Below are 24960 nucleotides of genomic sequence, written 5' to 3' on the forward strand. Positions count from 1 at the left end.
AGACAGATTTCGGAAGGGTTTGACATGGAATTGCATACTTGGCTCGGCTTTGCCTCGGCCTCAATCGCTTTGCTTCTCATTCCCGGTCCGACCGTGATTTTGGTCCTGAGCTATGCGATCAGCCAAGGGCGCCGGGTCGCTTTGGCGACGGTCGCGGGGGTGGCTTTGGGCGATTTGATCGCGATGTCTGCCTCTCTGGCCGGGCTTGGTGCTTTGGTTCTCGCCTCGGCCAAGCTGTTTGTCGTGCTCAAATGGATCGGCGCGGTCTATCTCGTCTATCTTGGCATCAAGCTGTTTCGCAGCGCTCCGGAGGCATCACTGGGCGCGTTGCAAGACGCGCCTCGGACTTCGGCGCGCAAGGTCTTTACCCATGCGACGGCGGTCACGGCGCTGAACCCTAAATCCATCGTTTTCTTCATCGCCTTCGTGCCCCAGTTCGTCACGCCGCACGCGGCATTGATGCCGCAATTCGGGCTGCTTATCGCTACTTTCGTGGGCTTTGCCGCAATCAATGCACTGGCCTACGCGCTGCTCGCGGATCGGCTGCGCGAGAAGATGACACGTCCCTCGGCTTTGCCGTTGCTCACCCGGTTGGGCGGTAGCGCGCTTGTGGCGATGGGGATCGCAACCGCGACGCTGCGCCGCGCCTGAGCCGATGATCTCTCAGAAATCGAGCTTGAGCGACAAGGCGCAATCCACCGTCTTCGTGCTGTAGAGCGCGACATTCGAATAGGTGCGCCGCGCCGTGCATCCCAGTTTCGGCACCTGCCCAAACACCCGCATATTGCTCAGCGCGACGGAGACGCCCAGGCTGATGCTCTGATCGCGGCGATGCTTGCCCACCACCGGAAACGGCGCGTCATAGAGGCGCTGCTCCAGACCAAGGTTCAGCCCGCCGCGCAGCCCCTTCAAGAGCGCGCGTTCATAGCCAAGCCGCGCACCAAGCGCGGTATAGCGGTGGTAGTCGCGGCGCGGCAGCCCGCGCTCCAGATGCAGGCCGTAGCTCACCCGGCCTTGCGCACCCAGCGGGTGCTGGCGGTCCAGATCCAAGGCGTAGCGCGGCCCTGACAAATAGGGTTTTTCGCGATATCCCTGATACTCTCCCCGCGCCTGAACACTCACCCAATCGCCGCGCCCCACCCGCCAGGTCTTGGCAAAATGCAGCCCGCGCGTGAGCACATCCGACGTCACATCGCCGGGTTCCCCATCATAGGCGCGTTTGCGCAAATACGCATCAAGCGCCCAAGGCGCGCGCCCGCCCAGATGCGCGTAGCGAAGCGAGAGCGAGGGCTCGGCATAGCGCAGACGCGCCACATCGAACCACGCCCCGGCAAGCCCCGCGCGCAGACGAAATCGATGGCCCGGGCGCGGATGTATCACCCAATCCGCCGCGAGCGAGGCGCCAATCCCCAACCCGGGCGTCTCATCGCCGCCATCTTGGATCAGGAAGGTGCCGAAATCGGTGACGAGAAAGCGCTCTGAGGCCACATGTTCGACATTGCTGCTGGGCAACAGCGCCACAGAGCCCGAGAACCGCAACGGATGGGCCCGATCGAGCGCTTGCCATGCCGTCAAAAGAGCGGCTTCATGGCGCGGCTCGACCGCCAGCGCATAGCGCAACAGACCTTCGCTGCGGCGCACATCCCCCAGCCGCTCAAAGATCCGCATCAAGCCGCGCTGCGCCGAGAGAGATCCCGGATCACGCCGGGCCAGCGCGCCGTAGACCACCAGCGCCGAGAGCGGCTTGCCGCGCGCCTCGAACCGCGCGGCCAAGGCGCTCCATCTTGCCTCCGAGGACCGCTCCTGCGCGCCCGCCACCGGCGCATGCCCAGCCCCCACCAGCACGCAGATGGCGACACAAAGATATCTGATCCACAAAAGGCGCAATGGGTTTGCTCTCGCCGAACTGTCTGAGAAAAGGCCGGGGACATCTGCCCCCGGCCCGTCATTCAGGCGCAAAGCGCCTCAGTTCTCCGTGGCGTAGAACCCGCCATCGACATTGGTGACATCCCCGCTGTCGTCATCGGTCACCGTCCCGGCCACCTCGCCCTGAACCAGCGTCGTGCCATTGTCGTCATAGAACGTCCCGTCCAACCCGACATCGACGGTCGCTGGCGACTCGCCATCGCTCACCGCGCCCGTCGCACGCGCCGTAAGGCTCGACCCGCTCACCGTTCCATCCACGTCGAGCGCGCCCGAGACACCGGCCTCGCGGGTCATTTCGTCCCCTGAGTAAAGCGCAAAATTCGACGCCTTGCCCGTTGTCGTCCCCGCATCGAAATCGACATCCATATTCAGCTCGCCCAGAGCGGTGAGTTCCCCGTCATCTCCCAGATTCCCGATACCCATATAGCCCGCCATCTTGGCCTGCCCGCTGGGCGAGGTCGGCGTCAGATCGCCATTGTCGATACGGCTTTCATATGCAGAATAGGCAGTATCGACCGCGCGCGCATCTGCGGCGCTCAATCCCCCCCCCGTTGCGCCGGACGACCCGCCGCTGCCGTTGCATGCGGCCAGCCCGAAACTGGCGGCCAGCGCAACCATCTGAAATTTGAAACGCATGAGATTCCCCTGCTGTGTAGATCTGCATCCTGTCGGTCCGCGCTCACGAACCGATCACAGGCAGTTGACACTTCCGGGCGCGCGCCTCGCAATCTAGAGGAAATCATAGGTTGTCCCGACAGACCGACCGGGCGCAGGATCGCGCATTCGGACCGCGCCAGCTTGCACGGCCCAAGCGAGATAGGTCTCAAAAAAACGAAGGCTCTGCCCCCCCTCCGATATTCAGATCAAGGGAAAGACGCCTCTTTCAGCTTGGCGCAAATACCTCGGGGGGGGAGCGGCCAAATCCGACAGGACTTGGCCGTGACGGGGGCAGAGCCCCCTCTCTCCAGCGCTCAGGCGTGGCCTGCCGTGGCCGATAAGGTGCGCGGGTCGATCCCCATGCCTTGAAGCGCGCGCACCCATTTCGAATCATAACCCGAGTCGAGGGCCAGATCGGCATCGCCATCGGCGGTCAGCCAGCCATTATCGAGGATCTCCGCCTCCAGCTGCCCCGGCCCCCAACCGGCATATCCCAATGCCAGCAACGCGCGTTCCGGCCCGCTGCCGCCTGCGATATCTTCAAGAATGTCGCGGGTTCCCGTCATCCGCAGCCGTTCCGAGACATGCATCTGCCCTTCTTCGGCGCCCCAATCGGGCGAGTGGAGCACGAACCCGCGCCCCGTTTCCACCGGGCCACCAAACAGGATCGGAGCATGGATAGTCCGGTCCGAGTTGGCCAGCTCGATCCCGAGGTTTTCCAGCAATTCCGAGAGGTTCGGCTTAGGAAGCGGCTTGTTCACGATCAAGCCCATCGCGCCCTCAGGCGAATGCGCGCAAATCGCGACCACCGCATGTTCGAACCGCTGGTCACCCATTCCGGGCATCGCGATCAGCATTTTTCCGGTGAGATCCATGACGTCTTCCCCTGACACGATAGGCATCTGGTCTAACGTGGTCCGACAGCCAGCCGGGTTCAAGTGCGCAAAGCGCTCCGCCGCCGATCAAAGCACTGTGCGCGCCAATTGCCTTATTTTTGCGCGCGCGTGCAGAGACGCTTGCATTACCCGGTCGGGTTTGTGACTTTGGCTCTGCACGCTGAAGGGCTAAAGTGGATTGATGAGCCGTATTCTGCCAGTTCTTGCGCTCAGCCTGATGAGCCATCCGCTGATTGCCTCGGCACAGGAAGGTGTCGGCTTGCCAAGCCTGCCGCCCCCGCCCGGGCTTGAGGAGGCGGTGCTGCTGCCGGGTTGGCAGCGCAAGGACGGGACGCGCATGGCGGGGCTTCAATTCAAGCTGGAGCCGGGCTGGAAAACCTATTGGCGCATCCCCGGCGATTCCGGCATCCCCCCGAGGATCAGCTTCACCGGATCGCAAAATGTCGCAAACCTGACCTTGCACTGGCCCGCGCCCGAGATTTTCACCGCTGCCGGTGCGCGCACCGTTGGCTATCACGATGCGCTTCTGCTGCCGGTCGAGATCACCCCGGTCGATCCGTCGATGCCGGTGATGCTGCGCGCGCAGGCCGATATCGGGATCTGCGATCATATCTGCGTGCCTGTCAGCCTTCAGCTTGAGACGACGCTGCCCGCGCCCGGCGCGGCAATGCCCGATCCGCAGATCACGCAGGCGCTTGAGAAGGCCCCGCGTGTCGCCTCGGTTCAGGCCGACTGCGTCACTGAGCCCGTGGCCGATGGCACGCGGCTGACCGCGCGGCTGACGCTGCCGCAGCCGATCGGCCCGGAGGCGACCCTGTTCGAGCTGGCGAAGACGCCGACATGGGTTTCAGAGCCGATCCATCGCCGCGAGGGAACGACGCTGATTGCCAGCGCCGAATTCGTGCCCCCCGAGGCTGCGCCTTTTGCCATTGAGGCGGATGATGTGCGCATCACCGTGCTCAGCGAGCTGGGCGCGCTTGAGATCCGGGGCTGCCACTCGATCTCTGGCGCATCGAACTAAGCCCTCGGTCTGAGGTGCCCGCGCAGCAGGCGCGGCGCAACAAGCCCTGCGCCAAGTGCGATCATTGCCGAGATCAGCGCAAAGCCTGAGAATGCCGGAAGCAGCGCGCCGCCCGTGGCCATTGCCCGCCCCAGCGTGATCACGAAGGCCACAGCGATCAGGCCCGCGCCCGCCGCCAGCACTCCGCGCAGCCGCACGACGCGCACACCATGGCGCAACGCCCCGAACTGGCGCCCGAAATCATGCTGGATCGCGAGCAGCGCTGGCACCACGACCAGCACCAGCACCATCCCAAAGCCCAAGCCATAGACCAACGTGATCACGGTGGGTTTGAGAAACAGAGCCGAGCTGGATTGCTCATAGAGCAGCGGCGCGAGACCCAGCACCGTCGTCGCGGTCGTCAGCAAGACCGGGCGCAGCCGGTCGCAAACTGCATCGACGATGGCAGGCACCAGCCCGCGCTGCTTTGCATATTCATCCACCGTCGAGATCAGCACGATCGCATCATTGATGATGATCCCGATCATCCCGATCGCGCCCACGATGGCGAACATCGAGAGCGGCAGTTGCCAAAGATAATGCCCCCAGATCGCGCCGACCGCGCCAAAGGGGATCACTGACATCACGACCAGCGGCCGGGTCCAACTGGCAAAGATCCATGCCAGCACGATGTAGATCCCGATCAGGCACATGATCAGCCCGATCAGCGCATCCGAGAGAAAGGCCCGTTCCTGCTCGGCCTGCCCGCCCAGCAGATAGGTGACGCCGCGCTCCTCGGCGATGCGCGGCAGGATCTCGTCGCGGATCTGAGCGGTGATCGCATTGGCGCGGGCGGGATCGTCTTCGGAGATATCGCCGGTGACCGCGACCTGACGCAGCCCGTCCTCGCGCCGGATCGTGGAGAACCCGGTCTGCGTGCGGACCGAGACGATATCGGCCAGCGGCACCCAGTGACCGCTCGGGCTACGCAGTTGCATCCGCTCGATGAAATCGGCGCGCAGCTCGTCATCGGGCAGTTCAACCCGGATCGTGGCCGAGCGCACACCGTCGGGGAAGCTCGCAGCCTCGGTACCATTGAGGCGGGCGCGCAACTCGCGGCTCAGGCTGGCCATGTCAAAGCCCAAAGCCTCGCCCTGCGGTGTCAGATCCAGCGTCAGCTCTTGCTTGTCATAGGCGAGATTGTCCTCGACCGCCGAGACTTCGGGGAATTGCGCCAGCGCGGTCTTGAGATCTTCCGCCGCCTCCTTGAGCACCCGCGTCTGCGCGCCTGAGAACTGCACATCGATCCCGTCACCCGCCCCGCCAGAGCGGAAGCGCCGGAAGCTGATTTCTTCGACCAGCGGCAGGCGCGGCATCGCATCTTGCAGGCGGGCGACGAAATCGGCGCTCGAATAGGGCCGGAAATCAGGATCGATCACCTCGATTGAGATCGAGCCCAGCAGATCGGCATCCTTGGTATCGGCCGAAGCCAGCGAGCGTCCCGGCGCGCCACCGATCTGGCCCAGCGCATATTCGACCGGATTGACGCCGTATTCCTGCTCGAACTGACCCGCGACGCGCTCAACCGTGTCTTGCATCGCAAGCATCATCGCTTCGGTATCGGCCCGCGTGGCCCCCTCGACCATCGAGAAAGCGCCATTCACCGTGGATTGCTCGGGCGGGTTGAAAAAGCGCCATTGCACCTTGCCCGAAATCACGAATGACACCTGCCATGCCAGAAGCGCAATCACCCCCGCGATCACCGGATAGCGCGCGACAATCACCATCCGCGTCAGCGGTGCCATCACCCGGCGACGGATGACATCAAGCCCGCCATTCACCTTGCGCGAGGGCCAGTCGTACCATTTGGCCTCCGAGACATGGCGCAGCGCATGGCTCATGTGATTGGGCAGGATCAGGAAGCATTCCACCAGCGAGGCCAACAGCACCGCAATCACCGTGTAAGGAATATCCACGATCAGGCTGCCCATTCGACCGCCGATCAGGGTCAGCCCCGCGAAGGCGATCACCGTGGTCAGCGTCGAGGCAAAGACCGGGGCTGCCATCCGTCGCGCGCCCCGTTCAGCTGCGACCAATGGGGGCTCACCCAAATGGCGGGCTCGGAAATCGGCATGTTCGCCCACGACAATCGCGTCATCGACCACGATCCCCAGCGTCAGGATGAGCGCGAAGATCGAGATCATGTTGAGCGTCATGCCGGTGAAATACATCGCCGCAAGCGCCGCTGCCATCGAGGTGGGTATGCCCATCGCCACCCAAAACGCGGTGCGCGCGTTGAGAAACAAAAACAGCAGCGCCAGCACAAGGCCAAGCCCCATAAGCCCATTGCCCACAAGCAGATCGAGCCGCTGGGTGATCCGGTCCGAGCGGGTGCGCACCAGATCCATCGTGGTGCCCGCAGGCAGGGTTGGCTGCATCTGCGCGATCACCTGCCCCACCTGTTTCTGGATCGCGATGGCATCGCCCGCCGCAGAACGCGCGACATTGATCACGACAGCCGGGTTATCGCCCACATAATAGGCCCGGCTGCGCCCGCCGCCCTCGACCCGGATCTGCGCGACATCGCCCACGGTCAGCTGCGAGCCATCGGGATTGGTGCGGATCACAAGCGCCGCGATCTCGGGCGCGGTGCGGCGCTCGGAGCCAGCGGTAACGCGAGCCGCGCCTCCCGCCACATCGCCCGCAGGCGCGGTCGCGGCCTCGGCTGAGATCACGTCGATGATCTCGCTCAGGCTCACATCATGGGCCATCATCGCGACGGTGGGCACCTCGACGACGATCTGCGGCGCCGCGATCCCGGCCAGAGAGGTCCGCGTCACCCCGTTTTGATAGAGCCGCACCACCGCCTCATCGCCCAGCCGCCCCAATTGCTCGGTCGAGAGCGGGCCGGTGATCACCAGATCGGTCACCGTATCGCGCCAAACGCCGCGCGTGACCTCGGGGGTCTCAGACCCTTCGGGCAGATCGCCAGCTGTCGCCAGCGCGGATTCCACATCGCTGACCGCGCGCGACATATCCCAACCCGGCTCAAACTCCAGATCGATCCGCGCCGAGCCTTGGGACGCGCGGCTTTGCGACTCCGCCACCCCTTCGACCGCGATCAGCGTGGGCTCCAGCACCTGCACGATGGCCCGGTCGACCTCCTCGGCCCCGGCACCCTCCCATTTGACCGAAACCGTCACTTCTTCTTCGATCGAGTCGGGGAAGAACTGCGCGCGCAGACGCGGCACTGCGAAAAGCCCGGCGCAGATCATCACGACGAGAACGATATTGGCCAGCGTCGCATGGCGCGTGAACAGCCCGATCAGGCCGCGCGCCGGGGGAAGCTCTGGACGCCCGTGATCGGCCATCTCAACCCCCGACCCGGGATTCGAGATTTGCAACTGTCGCGGCGGGGACCGCCTCTTGGCTCAGATCGGCAAGGAAACGCGCGCGGGTGCTGTCGGTCATCGCGGTGTTGCCCTCGACAAAGGCCACCAGCCGCGCGCGGCGCGCGGGGTCAAGCGCCACGGTGCGCGCAGGCGCAGGCGCGCCCGCCTGATCGGGCCGCATCGGGCGCAGCTTGATCCCGCCTCCCAAAAGCGGCGTGCGCTCGGCCACGATCTCGGTGCCCGGCGGCAGATCCGTCCGGATGATCACCGCATCGCCCTGACGGCGCAGCAACGTGACGCGCGCCTCCTCCAGACGGTCGCCCTCGCCCAAGACCAGCACACGGTCTTGCGCGTCGATGGCGGCGGCGGGGATTTCGGCCACCCCCTCCAGCGCGGGTTCGCGCAAGCTCACGGTCACGAAATCGCCCGGGCGCAAGGCCCCTGCCCCTTCGGTGATCGTGGCGAATAAAAGCCGCCCCGCCACCCCGCTTTCGACCGCAGCCGACACCCGCGAGAGCACGCCGCGCGCCTCAATCGCGCCGCCCGCAGTATCGAGCGAGACGCCCAGTTCAAGGGGACGCAGGGTGCCGTCGGGATTGGTCAGCCGCGCGAATTGCCCGGTGGAGACGCGAAACGCCACCTCAAGTGCATTGGGATCGATCAGCATGCCCAGCATTTCATTACTCGAGACAAGCCCGCCCTCCACCGCGTTGAGCTGCGCCAGACGGCCCGAGAATTCGGCGCGGATTTCCGTATCACGCAGGCGGCGCTCTGCCTCGCTCAGGGTGATTTTCGCGCGCGTCAGGCCCGTGCGCGCGGTATCGAGCTGCGCCTGCGCGGTCGACAGCGCCGAGCGACGCGAGAGCACAGCTTGATCCGCCGCAGAAGCCGCCAGCTCTGCGGTTTCGCGATTGGCAGCCGAGCCCACACCACGATCCGAAAGCGATTGCTGCCGCTCAAGCGCCTGCACCCGCAAGGCGGCCTGCCTGCGTGCGGCCACCACATCGTCTTGTGCAATCGCGAGCGCGCGTTCGCTTTGTGCCAGCGCCGCCTCGGCCTCTGAGACCTGCGCCTGCGCGGTGTCGCGTGCGGCCTGCGCCTCGGCGGGATCGAGGCGCACCAGCACCGTCCCCTTCGCCACAGCCGCACCGTCCTCGAAGGAGGGCGCCAGCGTCAGGATCGTACCCGAGACCGACGCGCGCAACTCCAGTTCGCGGGTTGATGAGACCTCGCCATAGGCCGTCAGGCGCGGCGTGATCGTGCCAAATTCCAACGGGACGACATTGGCCGCAAAGACCCGCTCGCGCATGGCGGAAGGACGCCCGCCATCGGCATTGCGGGCCTTGAACGCCTCGACGATGGAAAAGCCTCCCATCGCAAGCAGACCCAGCGTCAGTGCCAGTAAGAACAGCCCCATCAAGGACCGCGTCAAAAACCGCATATCGTCTCCAATATCATCCGCCCCTCACAGGACAGCACGCGCGCGTGATGCGATGTTAGCCTGCACAGGCAGGGCGTTGGAACGATAATCTATACGCAGGAGGGGAGAAGTTCCGTCACTTTTTCACGCAGGCGCGATCAGATTGCGCGCAAAGCGAGGTGCCGTGCCACTCAGACCGACGTGTCGAGCCGTGCCCGCAGCGACAAAAGATCCGCCCATGCGTCGCGTTTCGCGGCAGGCATGCGCAAGAGCTGACCGGGATGGAGCATCGGCAAGGCGGGACGCCCGAAGGCCTCGCTCCATGTACCACGCAGCCGGGTGATGCCGCGCTTGCCGAGCGCCGCCTCACAGGCGCCGTTGCCCATCAGCACGATCAGATCGGGATCGGCCAGATCGACATGGCGCGCCAGAAACGGCAGCATCTGCGCCAGTTCTTCGGGCTCGGGCGCGCGATTGCCCGTCGGGCGCCACGGCAGCACGCTTGTCAGATACAGCGCCGATTGCGCATCGGGGGCGTCACAGCTCAGACCAATGGCCGCAAACATCCGGGTGAGCATCTCGCCCGCGCGCCCCGCAAAGGGCAGCCCCGCCTGATCTTCCTCGCGGCCCGGCGCCTCGCCGATCACCATCACCCGCGCGCGCGGCTGACCTTGGGCAAAGACGGTGCTGCGCGCGCCCTTCTTGATGTCGCACAGATCATAGGCCTCTATGGCGGCGCGCAGCTCCTCCAGCGTGCCCACCTGCCCGGCCGCGGCTGCCGCCACCGCAACCGGATCGGGGCCCTGCACCTGCGCGGCCTGCGCCACCGGGGGCAAATCGGGGCGCGCAGCTTCGGGCTCGGATGCGCGCGGCTTTGCCTCGGCCCGCCGGTCGGGCAAGGCATAGCAATCGACGGGCGCATCTCCGATGGCCACATCCACGCCCATCTCGAGCTGCCATTCGAGGGCTGCGAGGGCTGCGTGATAATCCAGTTCGGGCGCGGGGTGAGTCTCCATAGCCGCGAAGCTACGCGCGCAAGGCTGCGCGGTAAAGCGGCTGGACGCCAGCCCCCCCGTTTGACATAAGCGCGAGGGAGATAAATCGGAGCAATCGCATGGCCTTCCGCCCTCGCCACCTTCTTGGGATCGAGCATCTGAGCCCTGAAGATATCCACAGCGTCCTTGATCTTGCCGAGCAATATGTCGAACTCAACCGCCGCACGGTGAAAAAGACCGATGCGCTGGCCGGCATGACCCAGATTAACATGTTCTTCGAGAATTCGACGCGCACGCAATCCAGCTTTGAGTTGGCGGGCAAGCGTCTGGGCGCGGATGTGATGAACATGTCGATGCAGACCTCGAGCGTCAAAAAGGGCGAGACGCTGATCGACACGGCACTTACGCTCAATGCGATGCATCCCGATCTTCTGGTGGTGCGCCATGGCAGTTCGGGCGCGGTCGATCTGCTGGCGCAAAAGGTCGAATGCGCGGTGATCAATGCGGGCGATGGCAAGCACGAACACCCCACGCAGGCGCTGCTGGATGCGCTCACGATCCGGCGCGCGAAGGGGCGGCTCCACCGGCTGACCGTCGCGATCTGCGGCGATGTGGCCCATAGCCGGGTTGCGCGCTCCAACCTGATCTTGCTGGGCAAGATGGAAAACCGCGTGCGTCTGATCGCACCGCCGACCCTGATGCCTTCGGGCGTGGCCGAGTTTGGCTGCGAGGTCTATGACGACATGCGCGCGGGCCTCAAGGATGCGGATGTCGTGATGATGCTGCGTCTTCAGCGCGAGCGCATGGATGGGGGTTTCATCCCGTCCGAACGCGAGTATTTCCACCGCTACGGGCTCGATGCCGAAAAGCTCGCCTTCGCCAAGGACGATGCCATCGTGATGCATCCCGGCCCGATGAATCGCGGTGTTGAGATCGACGGCACGATTGCCGATGACATCAACCGCTCGGTCATTCAGGAGCAGGTCGAGATGGGCGTGGCCGTCCGCATGGCGGTAATGGATCTGCTGGCGCGCAACCTGCGGGCCGAGCGTGGCCGCGCGCTCACCGGAGAGACCTATGTCTGAAATCAGGCGCGACCCGGTCCATGACTACCGCCCCGGCCCGCTAAGCGAAGCCCCGCTTGAGCCGGGCGAGCGGGTTCTGGCCCGGTTCGAACCCGATGCACGGCGCTACTGGAGCGATCACGCGATACTGGCCGTTCTGGGCGCGGTGCTGGTCTCGACGGCGCTGTTCTGGCTGGGCAAGCCCGGACAGGTCACGCTTGCCGCCTGCGCGGTCGTGCTGGGGATGATGGCGCGCGGGGCCTATTTCCGCTCCGAGGCCTTTGCCCGGCGCTGGCAGCTGACGGATCGGCGGCTGATCGGACCGCAGGGAAGACAGGTCATGCTGCTTGAGATCGCAGCGGTCCGCGCGCTGATGGGCGATGTACAGATCGTTACGAAATCGGGCGGCAAACATCTGATCCGCCATCTCAAAGAAGCAGCTCCCGCCATCACCCTCATCGAGCGTGCGCGCACCGCGCGTCAGACCCTTATTCACTGAGCGCGCCCGCAAGGCGCGCGCCCCCTCTGCACAGCAACAAGGCACGAGCGACCATGACCCTGTTTTTGCAAAATGCCCGGCTTATCGACCCCGAGGCGCTGACGGAGACCACGGGCAATGTGGTGGTCGATGCCGGGCGCATCGCAGCCATTGGCGATATGTCCGCCCCGCCCGATGCGCAGGTGATCGATTGCGAGGGCAAATGCCTCGCGCCCGGAATCGTCGATCTGGGCGTGAAGATCGGTGAGCCGGGCGAGCGGCACATGGAGAGCTTCCGCTCTGCGGCTTCGGCGGCGGCGGCGGGCGGCGTGACCACGATCGTGACGCGGCCCGATACCGCGCAGGCGATCGACACGCCCGAAACGCTGGAATTCGTCCGCCGCCGGGCCGCGGATGCGCGCGTGCGCATTTTGCATATGGCCGCGTTGACCAAGGGGCGCGCAGGCACCGAGATGACCGAGATCGGTTTTCTCAAGGATGCGGGCGCTGTGGCCTTCACCGATGGGACGCATGTCAGCATGCAGACCAAGGCGCTGGCGCGGGCCTTCAGCTATGCCGCAAGCCTCGGCGCTCTGGTGATCGGCCACCCGCAGGAGCCGAACCTGTCGCGGGGCGCCGCTGTCACCTCGGGAAAATTCGCAAGCCTGCGTGGCTTACCCGGCGTCTCTCCGATGGCCGAGCAGATGGGGTTGGAGCGCGATCTGGCCTTGGTCGAGATGACGGGCCTCTCCTATCACGCCGATCAGATCACCACCGCGCGCGCCCTGCCCGCGCTGCGCCGCGCCAAGGCAGCCGGGCTCGATGTCACAGCCGGTATCTCGATCCATCACCTGACGCTCAATGCGCTCGATGTGGGCGATTACCGCACCTTCTTCAAGCTGACCCCGCCGCTGCGCGACGAGGAAGACCGGCTGGCCGTGATCGCGGCGGTCGAGGACGGGCTGATCGATGTGATCTGCTCGATGCACACCCCGGCGGATGAGGAATCCAAGCGCCTGCCCTTCGAGGAGGCTGCCTCCGGCGCGGTCGGGCTGGAAACTCTGCTGCCAGCCGCGATGCGGCTCTATCACGCGGGCCAGTTGAGCCTGCCACAGCTGTTCCGCGCGATGGCGCTGAACCCTGCCCGCCGTCTGGGCCTGCCGCAGGGCCGCCTGAGCGAGGGGGCTCCAGCGGATCTCGTGCTCTTCGATCCCGATGCGCCTTTCGTCCTCGACCGCTTCAAATTGCGTTCGAAATCAAAGAACACGCCCTTCGACACCGCACGCATGGAAGGCAAAACGCTTGCCACATTCGTCGCGGGGGTGCAGGTTTATGCTAATGAAGAACAAAAATAACGCGAGAACGAGGCAAGAGCATGATCCCGGGAATTGAAAACGGAACCAGCTTGCTGGGTCTGGTCGCTGCGCTGGGTTACCTTTTGGGGTCGATCCCTTTCGGGCTGGTGATCACCCGCCTGCTGGGCCTGGGTGATCTGCGCAAGATCGGATCGGGCAATATCGGGGCCACGAATGTGCTGCGCACCGGCAATAAACCTGCAGCCCTCGCGACCCTTCTGCTCGACAGCGGCAAGGGCGCAATCGCGGTGCTGCTTGCACGCTATTTTCTGGGCGAAACCGCGGCGCAAGTTGCAGGGGCTGCCGCCTTCGTGGGCCATATCTATCCGGTCTGGCTGCGCTTTCAGGGCGGTAAAGGGGTTGCGACCTTTCTGGGCACGATGATCGCGCTGGCATGGCCCGTGGGGCTTGCGGCCTGCGCCTTGTGGCTGCTCACGGCGCTCATCACGCGGATCTCGTCGCTCTCGGCGCTGGTGAGCGCCGCTGCCACCGTGCCGCTGGCCTATGCGCTCGGATTTCGCGACCTGATGATGCTGGCCGCCGGTCTGTCCGTCCTGATCTTTTGGCGTCACCGAAGCAATATCGCCCGGCTGGCCGCCGGAAATGAGCCCCGGATCGGCAAGAAAGGCTAGCCGCCCCGGCCGCTTTCGCGCCTCTCTCTCCATCCTCGTTCAGGAGCCCCACCATGCGCTTCAGCACCAGCGTCAAAACCTGCCTTAAGGAGAAATACGCGGCTTTCGGGGGCCGTGCCCCGCGCTCGGAATTCTGGTGGTTCTACCTGTTCTTCGTCCTCGTCCAGATCGTGACCAACATCCTCGATACGGTCGTCTTCGGCACGGGCCGCGTCGTGCAAAGCCCCGGCTTCTGGGCCTATTCCAGCTCAGGCGGAGTGATCACCCTGATCGCCACATTGGCCCTTCTGGTGCCCGCACTCGCCGTATCGGTGCGCCGGTTGCACGACAACGGCAAGACGGGCTGGCTCATCTTGCTCACGCTGATCCCGCTGATTGGCGGGTTGATCTTGCTGTTTTTCTTCGTGCAGCGCTCGCAGGCAGGCCCCAATGCCTATGGCCCCGACCCGCTGCACCAGGCCTGAGCGCTTAAAAAACGCGCCCTGCTTCCTCTTGATCGAAATATCCTGCGGGGGTCGGGGGGTGCGAAACCGCCCGGGCGCGCTACCAGCCGCGCTGCGCGAGGTGGCGCAGACCGTGGGTTACATCGGCCCGCACCGCGAGCCTCAGCGCCGGCTCGTCGCCTGCGCGCAGAGCGGCCAAAATCATCCGGTGATGGCGCGGCGGCTCGTTGCGCTGCACCCGCCCGTAGAGCGCCCGCATGGTGGGCCCAAGCTGAAGCCAGACCGTCTCGGCTACCGCCAAGATCGCGGGCGATTGCGCGCGCAGATAGAGCGTGCGGTGAAATTCCAGATTGGTGCGGATATAGCCCACCGCGTCTTGCTTCGCGACCGCTTCCGCATTGGTCGTGTTGATCGCGGACAGCCGGTCGATCAGCGCGAAATGCGCCCGTGGCAGGGCGCGTGCGGCCAGTTCCGGCTCGATCATCGAGCGCAGCGCGGCCAGTTCCTCGATCCGCTCATTGGACAGCTCTGGCGTACTCACCCGCCCCGATGCGCTGAGCGTCAGCGCGCCTTCCGCAACCAGCCTGCGTAGCGCCTCACGCGCGGGCGTCATCGAGACCCCATATTGCTTGCCCAAGCCCCGCAAGGTCAGCGCCTGACCGGGCTGCAACTCGCCCACCATCACCTGCTGGCGCAGCTGGCGATACAGCCGATCATGGGCCGCCGTTTCGATGGGTCGGGTGGAAATCGTGGTCATTCTCGTTTTGTGATCACAAAGACCCGCGCCGTCAATCGCGAAACCGCACGGCGTGCAGGCGTGAGCCTTCACGCTTGAGCCATGCCCGTTCGCTCTTATAGCCCGGACGCAGCCGCGCGACCTGCGACCAGAAGGCTGCGGAATGGTTCATCTCGACCAGATGCGCCACCTCATGGGCCGCCACGTAATCGAGCACCTCCGGCGGGGCCATGATCAGCCGCCAACTGTAAGAGAGCGCCCCCGAGCTGCTGCACGAGCCCCAGCGCGAGCGGGTGTCACGCAAAGTGATTCGCGTGTAGCTGCGTCCGAGTTGCTCGGCATACTGCGCGCTGGCTCGGTGCAGGCGCAGACGCGCGGCATGTTTGAAAAACGCCTCGACAGAGGGACCAAGCCGCGCGGGGTTTTCGGGCACCAGCAGGCGGTCTGCGTCGCACTGGGGGCTTCTGACCCGGGTGGGCGTGATGACCAGTTCGCGCCCTTCAAACAGCACCGTGCCGCCCGCGCGCAAGACGCAAGGCGGCGCAATATCGGCGAGCGTTGCACGCAGCCATTCGCTTTGACTGCGCGCGAATGCCAGCGCTTCGCGTTCAGACGCGCCGGTTGGAATCGTAAGCGCCACCCGCCCGTCCGCGCGCGACACCCGAAGCGAGAACCGCCGGGCGCGTGCGGAGCGGCGCAGAACCAGCTCCACGTCGGGCAGTTCGGGGATCCGGGGCGGGCTGGACATGGTGGCTCCTGAGGCGGCGGGGTCGCGTTTGCGCGCTATCTGCGCGAAAGGCTTTGACACCCGGCGGGCAGTGTGGCAACTGGCTGCGACTCTGAGATCACCAGCGCAGGAGAATTCCATGCCGAAAGAGGAATGGGGCGTCAAGCGTCAGTGCCCGCATTGCGCGGCCCGCTTTTACGACCTGAACAACGATCCGATGACCTGCCCGGTCTGCGATAACAGCTTTACGCTGGAGAGCCTGACCGCGGGTCGTGGCCGTTCGCTGGTTTCGGAAAAAAGCACCGCAAGCAAAACCGACACGCCCGCGATCGAGGATGACGATATCGACAACGACACCAATGATGTCGAACTCGATGACGATCTGCTCGAAGATGACGATGATGACGACAATGTCTCGCTCGACGAGATTGCGGATGTCAGCACCGAGGACAAGGACGACACCTGAACGGGGTCGCCTGAGGGATCAAGACGGGCGCGGCGGGCTCTCCTGCCGCGCCTTTCTCATGGGCATGAGGAATCGTGTCGTCCCCTCCCAAGCACCTGCCGGATTTTTCGAGAGCCGGGTGAAAAATTCCCTCTTGCACCCGCCTGACGGTTTGCCTATACGCCTCCCACGCAACGGGCAACGCCACGTTGCAAGACTTGGAACGGGGCCTTAGCTCAGCTGGGAGAGCGCCTGCATGGCATGCAGGAGGTCAGGGGTTCGATCCCCCTAGGCTCCACCAAATCCTCCTGAAAAGCACCAGATAGCTCTGCCTTTCTCGTCAGAGGATTTGCCTCTGCCGCGCAGACCGGTGCTGTTTTCCCTACGAAAATCTAGGCTGCCTTGATCCGTGCCGTTAGGCCATGTTGATCCCGTCGCAGCCCTTCCCCTGTCAAAACCGAGGATGGCCCATGAGCGACCATTTCTTCGTCGTGACGGGCGGCCCAAGTGCGGGCAAGACCAGCCTGATCACCGAGCTCGCCCGCCGCGGCTTTCACACAATCCCCGAATCCGGCCGCGCGATCATTCGCGAGGAGATGGCCAGCGGCGGAGACGCCCTCCCCTGGGCGGACCGCATGGCCTATGGCGAACGGATGCTGGAGCGCGACCTGCGCGCCCGCGAGGACGCACAGGCGCTTTCAGGCCCCGTGATCTTCGACCGAGGCATTCCCGATATCTTGGGCTACCTGACGCTCTGCGGCCTCCCCGTGCCACGCCACGTCGCCGCAGCGGCCAAGACAGCCCGCTACAACGCCCGCGTCTTTCTGGCCCCCTACTGGGACGAGATCTTCACGCAGGACACCGAACGCAAGCAGACCCGCGCCGAGGCCGAAGCGACCTGTGCCGTCATGCGAGAGACCTACACCGCCCTCGGATACGAAATCACGGATCTGCCGCGCGCTGACATTGCAACACGCACCGACTTTGTCATGGAGCAGGTGCGTCTTTCGTTTACGCAGCCCTAGCCGATCAGAGCCCTGCGAAATGGAAAGCTTTGGTTTCGAGATATTCCTCGATCCCTTCTTGTGCCCCTTCACGCCCCAACCCTGAGGATTTCACTCCGCCGAACGGGGCCTCGGCGTGGCTGACCGCCCCGGTGTTGAGCCCCACGAGCCCGACTTCCAGCGCCTCGCCAAAGCGGAAGGCGCGTTTCATGTCGGTGGTGTAGAAATAAGCCGCGAGGCCGAAAGGCGTGCCATTGGCAATCTCGAGCGCCTCAGCCTCGGTCTCGAAGCGCAGGATCGGGGCGACCGGGCCGAAGGTCTCCTCTTGGGCAAAGCGCATCTGCATTGTCGCTCCCGACAAAACGACCGGATCGGCGAATTGTGCAGGCAGCGCGCGCGGCGCCGTCACACGGGTCGCGCCTTTCTCCAAAGCATCCGCGACATGGGCGTTGATCTTGTCCAGCGCCGCGGCATTGATCATCGGCCCGATCTCGACCCCGGCCTCGCGCCCATTTCCGACACGAAGCGCATCGACCCGCGCCGCCAAACCCGCGACGAAGCGATCATGGATGCCCGATTGCACGAGAATCCGGTTGGCGCAGACGCAGGTCTGCCCGCCATTGCGAAATTTCGAGGCCATCGCGCCTTCGAGTGCGGCTTCCAGATCAGCATCATCAAAGACGATGAAGGGCGCATTGCCGCCCAGCTCCAGCGACATTTTCTTCAGTGTCGGCGCGCATTGCTCGGCCAGAAGCGCGCCCACCCGGGTCGAACCGGTGAAGGACAGCTTGCGCACCACGGGCGAGCCGGTGAGCGTAGCGCCGATCTCTTCGGGACGACCGGTGACGATATTGAGCACGCCCTCGGGAATGCCCGCCCGCGCCGCCAGAACGCCCAGCGCCAGCGCCGAATAGGGTGTGAAATCTGAGGGTTTGATCACCATCGTGCAGCCCGCAGCCAGTCCGGGGGCAACCTTGCGGGTGATCATCGCATTGGGGAAATTCCAAGGTGTGATGATCGCGCAGACGCCTACCGGCTCTTTCAACGCGAAGATCTTCTTGCCCGGAACGGGGCTCGGGATGATCGACCCGTCGATCCGGCGCGCTTCCTCGGCAAACCAGCGCACGAAGGACGCCCCATACAGGATCTCGCCCTTCGCCTCGGCCAGCGGCTTGCCTTGCTCTGCGGTCAGGATCAGCGCCAGATCCTCGATGTGATCGTGCATAAGCTGATACCACGCCATCAAAATATCGGCGCGCTCTGCATGGGTGCGCGCCCGCCAGCTTGGCATCGCCGCAGCTGCCGCGTCGATCGCGGCGCTGGTCTCCTCGGCCGAACAGTCGGGCATATGGCCAAGCGTCGCGCCGGTCGCCGGATCAATCACCGCCATATCAGCGCGCGCGACCCACGCGCCATTGATCAGGGCCGCCTCTTGCAGCAGTTCCGGGTCGTTCAGCTGCGAACGCAGATCAAAAGCGTCTGTCATCGGTATTGTCATGCTTGGGGGCCTGCGCTGAGAGCGGTCTTGACGGCGGCTGTGATCTCATCGGTGCTGCTCGCACCCGGGCGGGTGCCGACGCCGCGGCGGGTGGTGGCTTCCAGCGCCGCCATCACCGCTTCGGAGGCCGCGGCTTCGCCCAGATGCTCCAGCATTTGAGCCGCCGACCAAATCGCGGCAATCGGGTTGGCGATATTCTGACCGGCAATATCGGGGGCCGAGCCGTGGACCGGCTCGAACATCGAGGGACCGCTGCGATCGGGGCAGATATTGGCCGAGGCGGCAAAGCCCAAGCCGCCCTGAATGGCTGCTCCCAAATCCGTCAGAATGTCGCCAAACAGATTTGAGGCGACGATCACGTCGAGATCCTGCGGGGCCATCACCATCTTTGCCGCCATCGCATCGATATGCATGTGGCTGACGGTAACATCGGGGTAGTCCTTGGCGACGAGGTCGGTCATCTCATCCCAGAACACCATCGAATATTTCTGCGCATTGGATTTCGTAACCGAGGTCAAATGGCCGCGTCGGGCGCGCGCCTGCTCGAACCCGAAACGGAGGATCCGCTCGACGCCCGCGCGGGTAAAGATCGCGACCTCGGTCGCCACCTCGTTCTCGCGCCCCTGATGGACGCGCCCGCCCGCCCCGGAATATTCGCCCTCGGTATTCTCGCGGATACACAAAATGTCGAACCCAGTCGCACGCAGAGGCCCCTCGATCCCGGGCAAAAGCCGATGCGGACGGATATTTGCATATTGATTGAAGGCCTTGCGGATCGGCAAAAGGAGACCGTGCAACGAGACGCTGTCAGGCACCGTCTCGGGCCAGCCGACCGCGCCCAGATAGATCGCATCGAAGCCGCGCAGGGTCTCGATCCCGTCGGCAGGCATCATCGCCCCGGTCTCGAGATAATATTCGCATGACCACGGAAAGCTGGTCTTTGCCATCTCAAAGCCGAATTTGGCGCCCGCGACGTCAAGCACCTCCATCGCCGCATCGGTGACATGCACCCCGATCCCGTCGCCGGGGATCACCGCCAGATTGTAGGTCTTCATAAATCTCTCCAAGGCTTAGAGGTCGATCAGCACGGATTTCGTGCGTCGGTTGGCATGGTAGGCCTCGCGTCCCAGATCCTTGCCAAGCCCCGAGGCTTTCCACCCCCCGGTTGGCAGGATGTGATCGCGCGAGCGCCCGTAGCGGTTCACCCACACGGTCCCGGCCTCCAGCCTGCGCGTCAGGCGCATCGCCCGGCTCAGATCCTTGGTGAAGAGCCCCGCGGCGAGACCATAGGTGGGATGGGCCGCGAGCGCCATCGCCTCATCCTCGGTGGTGAATGTCTGGAAGGTCGCGACCGGGCCGAAGATTTCCTCGCGCACGGCGGGGCTCGTCTCGGTCACATTGCCGATCAGGGTCGGGCGATAATAGCTGCCCTCGCGATCGAATGCGCTGCCGCCGCAGATCAGCTCTCCGCCTGCATTGCAGGCCGCCTGCACGATGCTGTCGATCCGGTTCATCTGCTTGGCCGAAATGATCGGCGAGAACCCGGCCTCGGCGGCCATCGTATCGGCGGGAACATGGGTGGCAAACCGCGCGGCGAGCTTTTCGCTCAGAACCGGCGCGACGCTTTCCTCAACCAAGATCCGCGACCCCGCGACGCAGAATTGCCCCGCATTGGGCAGGATGCCCCGCTCAAGGCACTCCGCGACCAGATCGAGATCGCTATCGGCAAAGACGACCATCGGGCTTTTGCCGCCCAGCTCCAGCGTCATCGGCTTGATCCCGTGGCGCGCGATGTTTTCCATGATCGCCCCGCCCGCGCGCGTCGATCCGGTGAAGGACACTTTATCGATGCCGGGATGCCCGGTGATCGCATTGCCCGTGACCGGACCATCGCCCAGCACGACGTTGATCAACCCCTCGGGAATACCTGCGCGCACCGACAGCTCTGCCAGATAGAGCGTCGTGTAGGGTGTCATCTCGGAGGGTTTGATCACCACCGCATTGCCCGCAGCCAAGGCCGGGCCAAGCTTCCATCCCGCCATACTGATCGGGAAATTCCACGGGGTAATCGCGCCGATTACCCCGTAGGGTTCGTCCGCGATGTAGCCAAAGGCAGTGTCGGCGGTGGGCACAAGCACCCCACCTTCCTTATCGGCAAACTCCGCGAAAAAGCGGATCTGCTCGGCCGTCACCATGACATCGCCGGCCCGTGCCTGCGCGTAGGGGCGCGACGAACAGATCGCCTCCAGCTTGGCAAGCGTGTCGACCTCCGCCTCCATCAGATCGGCCCAGCGATGCAGGGCGCGCAGCCGCTCACGCGGGGCGAGCCCCCCCCAGTTCGAGCGGCTCAGCGCCGCGCGCGCAGCGCTCACCGCCTGATCGACGACACTTGCATCCGCACAGGGGATCGCCCCGATCCGCGCCCCGCTCGAGGGCGAGATCACATCGATGACTTCGGTGTCTTCGAGATAGGTGCCCCCGATGAAATGTCCCTTCGGCAGCGGGATGTCGAATTCTCGCATTGCGTGCTCCTTCAAGCTCTTGCGTCAAACTTGCGTGGATCAGGCAATCAATGCTGCTGAAATGGCCGCGCTTGCGAAATTACCTGCGGTCCTCGTCCGGCTCGACGGTGAGATGATCTTGTCGTGGATCGCGCCTAAGCCATTGACCAACAGTGACCGGACGCGCCGGAGATTGGGCGCGCAGCCGCCCCGTTTGCGCGGGCGACCTCCCGGTCGTGGCCGCCAGAATTTCGGCTCCGGCCAGCTGGCAGTAGCGCCCCTGACACCGGCCCATCCCGACGCGGCTCAGCGACTTCGCGCGATTGGCGTCCCCGCCTGCCTCGCGCGCCAAAGCTCGCAAGGCCCGCGCGGTGATCCCTTCGCAGCGGCAAATGACAGCGCGATCGGGCAGCCCCCGCACCTGTTCTGCGGGCCAAGGAAAGGCACGCGACATCGCGGTCGCAAAGGCCTCCATCCGGGCCAGCGCGCGTTGCAGCGGCGCGGGATCGTCCTGCGACAGCTCGAGATCGTGCAGACAGGCGAGTGCGGCGAGTCGCCCCGAGAGCTCGGCCCCATCCGCCCCAAGCGGGCGCGCACCATCCCCGGCCAGATAGATCCCCTGCCCCGCGCGCAGCATCGCATCGCGCTTTGGCAGCCATTGCGCAAAATCGCTGGACCATTCGAAGGATGCGCCCGCGAGATCCGCGAGGATCGTGTCGGCGCGCAGGTGCCAGCCCATCGCCACCATATCGCAAGCCGTGACATGGGCCCGCCCCCGCCCATCCCGCCAATGCAGCGCGCGCACACCGCCGCTATCGCCGTCGATCCGCTCAAGCGACACAGCAGCGTGATAGCTTTGCCCCAGCGACAGGCGCATCCGCAAGCCGCGCAAGGTCACCCAAGGACGCGCGCAGGCCATCGCGAGCCCATGCCGGATCTGGCCCGACATCGGCGCGGTATCGAGAATCGCTGCGACCTCGGCGCCCGCATGGCGCAACTGGCAGGCAAGCAAGGTCAACAGCGGCCCGCTGCCCGCCAGAACGATCTTGCGCCCCAATGCCACGCCCTGCGCCTTGAGCGCGATCTGCGCCGCACCCAGACTATAGGTACCGGGCAGCTCCCATCCCGGTACGGGTGCCAGCCGATCGGTTGCGCCCGAGGCCAGAATCAACCGGTCGAATTTCAGCGTGCAACGCCCCTCGGGGCCCACGACCTCCGCCGCGCCGGGCCCCAGTGCCATCACCGTGGAGCTCGGGAGATAGGCGATCTTCTTTTGCGCCACCAGAGCATCGAAGTCCCGGTGCAGCCTGCGCGCTTTTTCTGCCTCGGACCCGTAAAGCGTGGTCGCGGGGCGCGTGAACCCCTCGGGCGGGCGGCGATAGATCTGTCCGCCCGCGCGCGCGGCGCTATCGACGACAACGGGCGAAAGGCCCGCCGCGACGAGCGCTTGCGCCGCGCATATGCCTGCAGGCCCCGCGCCGATGATTAAGACCCGGGACATCAGCTCTCATCCCCCGGCCAGCCCACAGGCTCGGAGCGCAGCCGCATCCCCGAGACCAGCGGCGTCGCGCAGGCCTGCACCCGCGCGCCGTCGTCTTGCCAGATCCAGCAATCCTGACAGGCACCCATCAGGCAGAACCCGGCGCGGCGCTCGGGGCCGAACTCGGCTTGGCGCAGGCTGCCTTTCGACAGCAAAATGGCGGTCAGCACCGTGTCGCCCTCGAGCCCGGTCAGCGCCTCACCGTCGAATTCAAACGGCAAAGGCGGGCGGGCCTTTTCCGCCAGTCGCACCAACCGCCCGCTCATTCCGCCGCATCCCGATAGACCAGAGCGCGCGGCAGATCGGGAAAGCTCTCGCAGGTCGCATCGAACGCGGCATCGACCGCGGTCGCCCCGCTGCCCTCGATCCGGCGGAAGATCTCGGTCTTGGTGAAAAAGCGCCAATGCACCGGCAGCGTCGCGAGGATCTCGGTCAGCCGGTCATAGGCCGCATCGGTCCAGCGCCGCTCATAAAGCTCGCGCTCGGGGCCGTAGTCGAAAAACGCCCCGGACGGCGCGGGCATGGCGGCGCGCAGGGCATCCGTCTGTGCCGCATCGACCTGACCGTCCACCAAGGCCACGCCGTAATCGCGCAGCGCAGCCTCAGCCGAGACATAGCCACGCTGCACATCCAGCGCCACGCGCCAAGGCTCGCGCGCCCGCGGATCACCGCGGCCACCACCGCCCGCCGAGCGCAGCTGCAGCACATCGCCGGGTTGCAAGATCGCGGTATCTTTCGAGCCCATGCGCCGCTCGCGCGAGGTGCCCGGATTGACCACCATATCCGCAAGCCCCGCCGCCTTGCCGCCCTGCGTGCCCCAAGGCCGGAAGATGCTGCGATCGCGGTTGCGCGCGGTGATCCGGCTATCAGGCGCGAAGACCTTGACGGCCAGTTCGGTTGCAAGCCCGCCGCGCCAGCGCCCTGCCCCGCCGGTATCCTGTGCCAGACCGTATTTCACGAATTCCACTGGCACTTCGGTCTCGGTGATCTCGATCGGTGTGTTCTTGAGATAGGCCGCATCAGCGCCGGACCCGTTGGTGCCATCGCGATGCGGCATCCCGCCGCCGCCGCCCACGACCGGGTTCACCGCCGCGATCACCGTGCGCTGCGTGCGCTCGTCGCGGGTCATGACGTTGAGGATGCAATTGTTGCCAGCAGGTGCCGCCGGCATCCGTTCGGGAAGCGCCTGTGCGAAGGCCCCGAAGATGACCGAGCGCAGCCGCGCGCAGGTCAGGGAGCGCATCCCCACCGCAGCCGGGCTCACCGGATTGAGCACACTGCCCTCCGGCGTGATGCAGGTGAAGGGCTGGGTCAGCCCGGTATTGAGCAAGATCTGCGGGTTGAGCGTGTAGAGCACGTAATAGACGCCCACGAGCAGGATCGTGTGACGCGGATCGCCGCCCGAGGGCACATTGAGCGACGAGGCCAGTTGCGGGTCCGAACCGGTGAAATCCAGCACCGCCGCGTCGTCGCGAATTTTCAACGTCAGCTTGAGGCGGACCGGGTTCGCCTCGTCGCTATCCTCATCGGCGTAATCGGCAAAGACATAGTCCCCATCGGGAATGTCGCGCAGGATCGCGCGGGCCTGTGCCTCGGCCTGCTCTTTGAGGGCCGCGACCCCTTGCAAGAACCCCGCCTTGCCGAAGCGCTCGATCATCGCATGAACCTTGCGCTCGCCAGTGCCAAGCGCGCCGACCAGGGCCTTGATGTCGCCCATGTTCAGATCGGGCTTGCGGACATTCGTGCTCATGATCCGCAGAATTTGCTGATCGAACTGCCCTTCATTCACAAGTTTCATCGGCGGGAAGCGCACGCCCTCTTGATGGATCTCGGTCAGCGAGCGCGAGAGGGATGCAGGGACCGCCCCGCCCATATCGGTATTGTGGATATGCCCACCGGTCCAAGCGACGATATCGTCGCCCGCGAAAACCGGCTTCCACAGATGCGTATCAGGCGCATGGGTCGCCACAAACCCCGAATAGGGATCATTGGTGAAACCGACATCGCCCGGGCGATAGTCATCGATCATGTCGATCGCGCGACCATAGGTCAGGCCGGGATACCACGTCGCACCGAGTTCGGTCGGCACGGCAAAGGTATCCCCACCATGATCCAGAAGTTGCAGCGTGAAATCCTGCGTTTCCTTGACGAAGGCCGAATGCGCGGTTCTGTGCAGCGTATGGGCCATATTTTCCGCGGCCGCGCGCGCGTGATTGGCGAGAACCTGAAGGGTCATCTTGTCGAACATGGC

The 24960-nt window shown here is 65.0% G+C and carries 23 protein-coding genes and 1 tRNA gene; 10 read left to right on the forward strand and 14 right to left on the reverse strand.

Annotated features, from left to right (window positions below):
• Nucleotides 1-24 precede the first annotated feature (24 nt).
• A complete protein-coding gene (locus DL1_RS02040) occupies nucleotides 25-651 on the forward strand; it encodes a LysE family translocator (RefSeq protein WP_038061757.1) in 627 nt (208 codons plus the stop codon).
• 12 nt (nucleotides 652-663) lie between these two features.
• Here the strand turns inward: DL1_RS02040 and DL1_RS02045 are convergent, their stop codons facing one another.
• From DL1_RS02045 to DL1_RS02055, 3 genes are all read right to left on the reverse strand, one after another.
• Entirely contained in the window at nucleotides 664-1773 is a 1110-nt protein-coding gene (locus DL1_RS02045) for a surface lipoprotein assembly modifier (RefSeq protein WP_162178729.1), read from the reverse strand.
• Nucleotides 1774-1965: 192 nt separating this feature from the next.
• Nucleotides 1966-2562 (reverse strand): hypothetical protein, encoded by a 597-nt coding sequence (locus tag DL1_RS02050; RefSeq protein WP_038061761.1) that lies wholly within the window; start codon nucleotides 2560-2562, stop codon nucleotides 1966-1968.
• Between the two features lie 335 nt (nucleotides 2563-2897).
• Nucleotides 2898-3458, reverse strand: coding sequence for a YqgE/AlgH family protein (locus tag DL1_RS02055; protein ID WP_038061764.1), 561 nt, complete (start codon nucleotides 3456-3458; stop codon nucleotides 2898-2900).
• Nucleotides 3459-3660: 202 nt separating this feature from the next.
• Here DL1_RS02055 and DL1_RS02060 point away from each other — a divergent pair, with 202 nt between their 5' ends.
• Nucleotides 3661-4500, forward strand: a complete 840-nt coding sequence (locus tag DL1_RS02060; RefSeq protein ID WP_081856226.1) for a protein-disulfide reductase DsbD domain-containing protein — start codon at nucleotides 3661-3663, stop codon at nucleotides 4498-4500.
• Here the strand turns inward: DL1_RS02060 and DL1_RS02065 are convergent.
• The 3 genes from DL1_RS02065 to DL1_RS02075 form a co-directional block, all read right to left on the reverse strand.
• The gene (locus tag DL1_RS02065) at nucleotides 4497-7850 is read right to left on the reverse strand and encodes an efflux RND transporter permease subunit (protein WP_038061770.1); all 3354 of its coding nucleotides are present in this window, start codon (nucleotides 7848-7850) and stop codon (nucleotides 4497-4499) included. The two genes, DL1_RS02060 and DL1_RS02065, sit on opposite strands and share 4 nt — an antisense overlap.
• 1 nt (nucleotide 7851) lies before the next feature.
• Nucleotides 7852-9312, reverse strand: a complete 1461-nt coding sequence (locus tag DL1_RS02070) for an efflux RND transporter periplasmic adaptor subunit (RefSeq protein ID WP_038061773.1) — start codon at nucleotides 9310-9312, stop codon at nucleotides 7852-7854.
• Nucleotides 9313-9482: 170 nt separating this feature from the next.
• Nucleotides 9483-10307, reverse strand: a complete 825-nt coding sequence (locus DL1_RS02075) for a uracil-DNA glycosylase (RefSeq protein WP_038061777.1) — start codon at nucleotides 10305-10307, stop codon at nucleotides 9483-9485.
• 98 nt (nucleotides 10308-10405) lie between these two features.
• Here DL1_RS02075 and DL1_RS02080 point away from each other — a divergent pair, with 98 nt between their 5' ends.
• From DL1_RS02080 to DL1_RS02100, 5 genes are read left to right on the forward strand one after another with little or no spacing between them, the layout of a single operon-like run.
• On the forward strand, nucleotides 10406-11371 hold the full coding sequence (locus DL1_RS02080; protein WP_038061778.1) for an aspartate carbamoyltransferase catalytic subunit: 966 nt from the start codon (nucleotides 10406-10408) through the stop codon (nucleotides 11369-11371).
• Entirely contained in the window at nucleotides 11364-11849 is a 486-nt protein-coding gene (locus DL1_RS20720) for a hypothetical protein (RefSeq protein WP_051693248.1), read from the forward strand. Before DL1_RS02080 ends, DL1_RS20720 begins: the two co-directional genes overlap by 8 nt.
• A gap of 53 nt (nucleotides 11850-11902) precedes the next feature.
• Nucleotides 11903-13183 (forward strand): dihydroorotase, encoded by a 1281-nt coding sequence (gene pyrC / locus DL1_RS02090; RefSeq protein ID WP_038061780.1) that lies wholly within the window; start codon nucleotides 11903-11905, stop codon nucleotides 13181-13183.
• A gap of 23 nt (nucleotides 13184-13206) precedes the next feature.
• On the forward strand, nucleotides 13207-13815 hold the full coding sequence (plsY, locus tag DL1_RS02095; protein ID WP_038062190.1) for a glycerol-3-phosphate 1-O-acyltransferase PlsY: 609 nt from the start codon (nucleotides 13207-13209) through the stop codon (nucleotides 13813-13815).
• Between the two features lie 53 nt (nucleotides 13816-13868).
• Complete coding sequence (locus DL1_RS02100) at nucleotides 13869-14279, forward strand: DUF805 domain-containing protein (RefSeq protein ID WP_038061782.1); 411 nt, start codon at nucleotides 13869-13871, stop codon at nucleotides 14277-14279.
• Between the two features lie 79 nt (nucleotides 14280-14358).
• On the opposite strand, the gene DL1_RS02105 is transcribed toward DL1_RS02100, so the two are convergent.
• The gene (locus DL1_RS02105; RefSeq protein WP_038061783.1) at nucleotides 14359-15015 is read right to left on the reverse strand and encodes a GntR family transcriptional regulator; all 657 of its coding nucleotides are present in this window, start codon (nucleotides 15013-15015) and stop codon (nucleotides 14359-14361) included.
• 31 nt (nucleotides 15016-15046) lie between these two features.
• Nucleotides 15047-15742: a M48 family metallopeptidase gene (locus DL1_RS02110; protein ID WP_038061784.1), complete on the reverse strand. Its 696-nt coding sequence runs from the start codon at nucleotides 15740-15742 to the stop codon at nucleotides 15047-15049.
• Nucleotides 15743-15860: 118 nt separating this feature from the next.
• On the opposite strand from DL1_RS02110, the gene DL1_RS02115 reads away from it, so the two are divergent.
• The 3 genes from DL1_RS02115 to DL1_RS02125 all read left to right on the forward strand — a co-directional run bounded on the left by DL1_RS02115 (nucleotide 15861) and on the right by DL1_RS02125 (nucleotide 17191).
• Nucleotides 15861-16187 (forward strand): TIGR02300 family protein, encoded by a 327-nt coding sequence (locus DL1_RS02115; RefSeq protein ID WP_038061785.1) that lies wholly within the window; start codon nucleotides 15861-15863, stop codon nucleotides 16185-16187.
• A gap of 204 nt (nucleotides 16188-16391) precedes the next feature.
• A tRNA-Ala gene (locus tag DL1_RS02120) sits at nucleotides 16392-16467 on the forward strand.
• A gap of 169 nt (nucleotides 16468-16636) precedes the next feature.
• Entirely contained in the window at nucleotides 16637-17191 is a 555-nt protein-coding gene (locus DL1_RS02125) for an AAA family ATPase (protein WP_038061786.1), read from the forward strand.
• Nucleotides 17192-17195: 4 nt separating this feature from the next.
• Here the strand turns inward: DL1_RS02125 and DL1_RS02130 are convergent, their stop codons facing one another.
• The 6 genes from DL1_RS02130 to DL1_RS02155 form a co-directional block, all read right to left on the reverse strand.
• A complete protein-coding gene (locus tag DL1_RS02130) occupies nucleotides 17196-18656 on the reverse strand; it encodes an NAD-dependent succinate-semialdehyde dehydrogenase (RefSeq protein ID WP_211250613.1) in 1461 nt (486 codons plus the stop codon).
• Nucleotides 18657-18664: 8 nt separating this feature from the next.
• Nucleotides 18665-19723, reverse strand: coding sequence for a tartrate dehydrogenase (locus DL1_RS02135; RefSeq protein WP_038061788.1), 1059 nt, complete (start codon nucleotides 19721-19723; stop codon nucleotides 18665-18667).
• Between the two features lie 15 nt (nucleotides 19724-19738).
• Nucleotides 19739-21190: an aldehyde dehydrogenase family protein gene (locus tag DL1_RS02140; RefSeq protein ID WP_038061791.1), complete on the reverse strand. Its 1452-nt coding sequence runs from the start codon at nucleotides 21188-21190 to the stop codon at nucleotides 19739-19741.
• A 79-nt stretch (nucleotides 21191-21269) separates the two neighbouring features.
• Nucleotides 21270-22670, reverse strand: coding sequence for an FAD/NAD(P)-dependent oxidoreductase (locus DL1_RS02145; protein WP_038061794.1), 1401 nt, complete (start codon nucleotides 22668-22670; stop codon nucleotides 21270-21272).
• On the reverse strand, nucleotides 22670-22975 hold the full coding sequence (locus DL1_RS02150) for a (2Fe-2S)-binding protein (RefSeq protein WP_038061797.1): 306 nt from the start codon (nucleotides 22973-22975) through the stop codon (nucleotides 22670-22672). Before DL1_RS02150 ends, DL1_RS02145 begins: the two co-directional genes overlap by 1 nt.
• On the reverse strand, nucleotides 22972-24957 hold the full coding sequence (locus tag DL1_RS02155; protein ID WP_038061800.1) for a hydantoinase B/oxoprolinase family protein: 1986 nt from the start codon (nucleotides 24955-24957) through the stop codon (nucleotides 22972-22974). The genes DL1_RS02150 and DL1_RS02155 overlap by 4 nt, the downstream gene beginning before the upstream one ends.
• Nucleotides 24958-24960 lie beyond the last annotated feature (3 nt).

The sequence above is a fragment of the Thioclava dalianensis genome (genome assembly GCF_000715505.1).
Taxonomy (GTDB): domain Bacteria; phylum Pseudomonadota; class Alphaproteobacteria; order Rhodobacterales; family Rhodobacteraceae; genus Thioclava; species Thioclava dalianensis.